A 3864-nucleotide genomic window follows, 5' to 3' on the forward strand; every position below is an offset into this window, starting at 1 on the left:
AAATTGACAAAGTTAAAGTAACTGAAAATGGTAATTTTGGTGAACTTCATACTACCAATTTAATTCCTGAAACAGTTCTTGTTAAAAAAGATTCTATTGAAATAAGTCGTTTTGAAGTTACCAATGCTCAATTTAAAGCATATAAACCATCATTTAATTTTGATGCAGGCTTAGACAATTATCCTGTTGTTACTTCTAAAGATGAAGCTTTAAAATATATACAATGGTTAAGCAACATAACTGGTGACAAATACAGATTACCAAACTCAAAAGAAGCAAAAAACCTTCAGAAAGCTGCACATAAAGCTGCGGCAAAAGAAAACACACTTAATTATTGGGCTGGTTTTGGTATTACTATTGATGAAGTTGAAGAACTAAATAAAAAAGTAACAGAATTAAAATCGCATTTACTTAAAAAAGTTGGTAAAAATAAACACGTAAAAGTTGGTGAAGCCGAAGTTTATGATTTAGGTGGAAACGTTGCAGAATATTTCGAAACTGGAATTTACGGTTATAGTGCTTACGATTTTTACGATGCAAATAATACTAATATGATAGAAAGCAAGTATGTTGGAATTAGAGTTATAAAAGAATAACTTCAACAAAAAAGATTCCTCAAAATTGAGGAATCTTTTTTGTTTATAATAAATACTAAACTTTTAAAAAACTATCTAGAATAATTAGGTGATTCTTTGGTAATAGTAACATTATGGGGATGACTTTCACGCATACCAGCAGCAGTAATTTTTACAAACTGTGCTAATTTTTGAGTATTGATATCTTTTGCACCACAATAACCCATTCCAGCTCTTAAACCACCAATAAATTGATGCATTGTTTCTTGTAACTCACCTTTATAAGGAACTCTACCAACAATTCCTTCAGGAACTAGTTTTTTAATATCATCCTCAACATCTTGGAAATAACGATCTTTCGAGCCTTGTTTCATAGCTTCTACTGAACCCATTCCTCTGTATGATTTAAATTTTCTTCCTTCAAAAATAATTGTTTCACCAGGAGATTCTTTTGTTCCCGCTAATAAAGAGCCTAACATTACACAATCTGCACCAGCAGCAATCGCTTTTGGAATATCGCCAGTATAACGAATACCACCATCTGCAATTACAGGAACTCCAGTTCCTTTAATCGCTTCCGAAACTTCTAAAATTGCAGAAAGTTGAGGAAAACCAACACCAGCAACCACACGTGTTGTACAAATTGAACCTGGTCCAATACCAACTTTTACAGCATCAGCTCCAGCTTCTACCAAATACTTGGCAGCTGCGCCCGTTGCTATATTACCAACAATAACTTCTATAGTTGGGTACATACTTTTTATTTCTTTTAAAACAGCAACCACGCCTTTTGTATGTCCGTGAGCTGTATCAATAATTAAAGCATCAACGCCTGCAGTAATTAAGGCACCTGCTCTCTCAACAGCATCTCCAGTTACTCCAATGGCAGCGGCAACTCTTAAACGTCCGTAAGTGTCTTTATTTGCATTTGGGTTTTCACTTACTTTAATAATATCTCTAAAAGTAATTAACCCAACCAATTTATAATCATCATCAACAACAGGTAATTTTTCAATTTTATTGTCTTGTAAAATAACCTCAGCTTGTTTTAGTGAGGTGCCAACAGCAACAGTAACTAAATTTTTAGAAGTCATAATTTCCTCTATTTTACGAGTATTATCACCTTCAAAACGTAAATCTCTATTTGTTACAATTCCAATAAGTATTCCTTGATTATTAATTACCGGAATACCTCCAATACCATATTCACGCATTAAACTTTTGGCATCAAAAACAGTTTTTTCTTTAGTAATTGTAATCGGGTCTATAATCATACCCGATTCAGAACGCTTTACTTTTTTTACCTCGCCCGCTTGTTTTTCAATAGACATATTTTTATGTAAAACACCTATTCCGCCTTCACGTGCCATAGCAATAGCCATATCACATTCAGTAACAGTATCCATTGCAGCGGATACAATTGGAACGTTTAAAGTTATATTTTTTGAAAATTTTGCTTGAATATTTACTTCTCTTGGAAGTATTTCTGAAAAAGCAGGAATAAGTAATACGTCGTCGTAAGTTAAACCTTCTCCTACGAATTTATTTGGATGTGAAATCATAATGCAATCAACTTAGAAATTAATTGCGAGCAAATTTACACTTTTTAATTTAAATATATGAATATATTATTTTTTTGAAAACAATAATTGATAAAGTATTGATAATGTTGATATTACAAAGGTGACTGTCATTAAAGATCCTGAAAATATTACGATATATTTAAACCAAACAACTCCGTTCCAAAGTAAATAAATACCTCCAAAGGTTAAAAGTATTGACAAAAATGGTTCTAGCATTAAAAAATATTTCAACTTTTTGTTGATAGAAGTTGTTGCTAAAATTAACGCAAGTAAAAAGAAAATTACCGATAACGACAGTATGTGATTATGAACGATTGTAAGGATTTCACGTTCACTCTTTTTGAATTTCATAATTTCGGCATCTTCATCTGCTTCATTACCTAAATAATGTGTTTCAACCCCAGTCGAACTCATTGAAGTTGTATTATTTACAAAGCTTAAACCACCATAAAAACCAATACTTAAAACTACAATAAAAACAATTATTACTAATTTTATCTCTTTTGGAAACTGATGAATTAAACCGTGAACCTGCATTATAAAAGTTGTTTTGTATTTAAAATATAAATTGTTTTTAGCAATTTATTTACTTCATTTGTCATTGATTTAGCTGAAATTGTTGCTCCAGAAATGGCGGCAATATCTTGCTGGTATCTTAATTGTGTTGCCGTTTTTGTTCCAGTAAATTGTTTTAACCAACGTTTGCTACCTACTTCTCCACCGTGATCTTCCCGGTAAACCAATATTTTCACTTTGGAAACAATTAAATCAGCGTCAAAAATAACAATAAAATCGAAATAATCTGCTTTACCATAGGCTTGTCCCAAATAATAATATCCTAAATTTTTATTATTAGAATTAATCTTGAAAAAATTTGTAGCCGAAATTTGTATTGGCAATGTAGCATTTATTTCAGAAGGAATCTTAATTAATTCTTTAGTAAAAGCTTCAATTTCAAAAACGGATTTAATTTCTTTAATTATCATTGCATCAACACGTTTAGAAACGGTAAAACTTGATATAAAAAAGACTAAAAATGTTATAAATATTGTTTGCTTCATATTTTTAAATTTTGAAACTACTTTTTTTTGATAAAAACTCAAATATCAAACTGAGCTAATTTACTAACTAAAAAAGCTCAATTTGACATAAAATTATGCTACTATATTAATAATTTAAAACCAGATAGCAACACCTGCATTAAATTGTTTCAAAGTTTCACTTCCTGAAACTGCATTATTCATTAATTGGTAGTCCATTTTAAAAGCTGCCCCTTCAGCTACTTTATAATTTAAACCAAAAATTAATTCATCTCTGTCATATGCTTTATTGGCTGTTAAACTTCCTGCGGTATCAGCGTGCGTGTTGTGTTTTTCGTATCTTAAAAAAGGAGTCAGTTTTTCAACACCTTGTAAATCAAAATTATAAGCAATTTCTGCGTATAAACCATTCATTTTAGAACCTAAATCTTTACCTGTCAAAGTATTATATTCATCTGTGTCAGATAAATTAGTCGTTATATATTGACCTCTTAGTTCTAAATTATTGTATTTGTAACGTGCATCTATACCTAGCATAGAAACTCCAACAGTTGAAGTTTCAATACCACTGTCATCGGTTTGTGTTTTTCCAAAATAACCAGACAACCCTACTCTAAGTCCCATAATTCCATAATAATCTAATTTAGCAGAAAAATTAGGTGAATT

Annotated in this window: 4 protein-coding genes and 1 pseudogene; 1 reads left to right on the forward strand and 4 read right to left on the reverse strand. The window is 30.8% G+C overall.

Annotation, left to right across the window (positions count from 1 at the left end):
* Positions 1 to 596: formylglycine-generating enzyme family protein (locus AB1Z17_RS10405; RefSeq protein ID WP_368051737.1), on the forward strand; the 596-nt coding region annotated here is incomplete at its 5' end.
* Positions 597 to 667: 71 nt separating this feature from the next.
* Here the strand turns inward: AB1Z17_RS10405 and guaB are convergent.
* The 4 genes and pseudogenes from guaB to AB1Z17_RS10425 all read right to left on the reverse strand — a co-directional run.
* On the reverse strand, positions 668 to 2137 hold the full coding sequence (gene guaB / locus AB1Z17_RS10410) for an IMP dehydrogenase (RefSeq protein ID WP_368051738.1): 1470 nt from the start codon (positions 2135 to 2137) through the stop codon (positions 668 to 670).
* Between the two features lie 66 nt (positions 2138 to 2203).
* On the reverse strand, positions 2204 to 2695 hold the full coding sequence (locus AB1Z17_RS10415) for a hypothetical protein (protein WP_368051739.1): 492 nt from the start codon (positions 2693 to 2695) through the stop codon (positions 2204 to 2206).
* Positions 2695 to 3219 (reverse strand): FMN-binding protein, encoded by a 525-nt coding sequence (locus AB1Z17_RS10420; protein WP_368051740.1) that lies wholly within the window; start codon positions 3217 to 3219, stop codon positions 2695 to 2697. The genes AB1Z17_RS10415 and AB1Z17_RS10420 overlap by 1 nt, the downstream gene beginning before the upstream one ends.
* Positions 3220 to 3333: 114 nt before the next feature.
* A pseudogene (locus tag AB1Z17_RS10425) lies at positions 3334 to 3864 on the reverse strand (hypothetical protein); the annotation flags it as partial.

It is taken from the genome of Lutibacter sp., assembly GCF_040883305.1.
In the GTDB taxonomy this organism is placed as follows: domain Bacteria; phylum Bacteroidota; class Bacteroidia; order Flavobacteriales; family Flavobacteriaceae; genus Lutibacter.

What these genes read in the sequence shown, in the direction of transcription:
- guaB (WP_368051738.1), bottom strand. Translation starts at nt 2,137, where the DNA reads ATGATTTCACATCCAAATAAATTCGTAGGAGAAGGTTTAACTTACGAC.
- AB1Z17_RS10415 (WP_368051739.1), bottom strand. Translation starts at nt 2,695, where the DNA reads ATGCAGGTTCACGGTTTAATTCATCAGTTTCCAAAAGAGATAAAATTA.
- AB1Z17_RS10420 (WP_368051740.1), bottom strand. Translation starts at nt 3,219, where the DNA reads ATGAAGCAAACAATATTTATAACATTTTTAGTCTTTTTTATATCAAGT.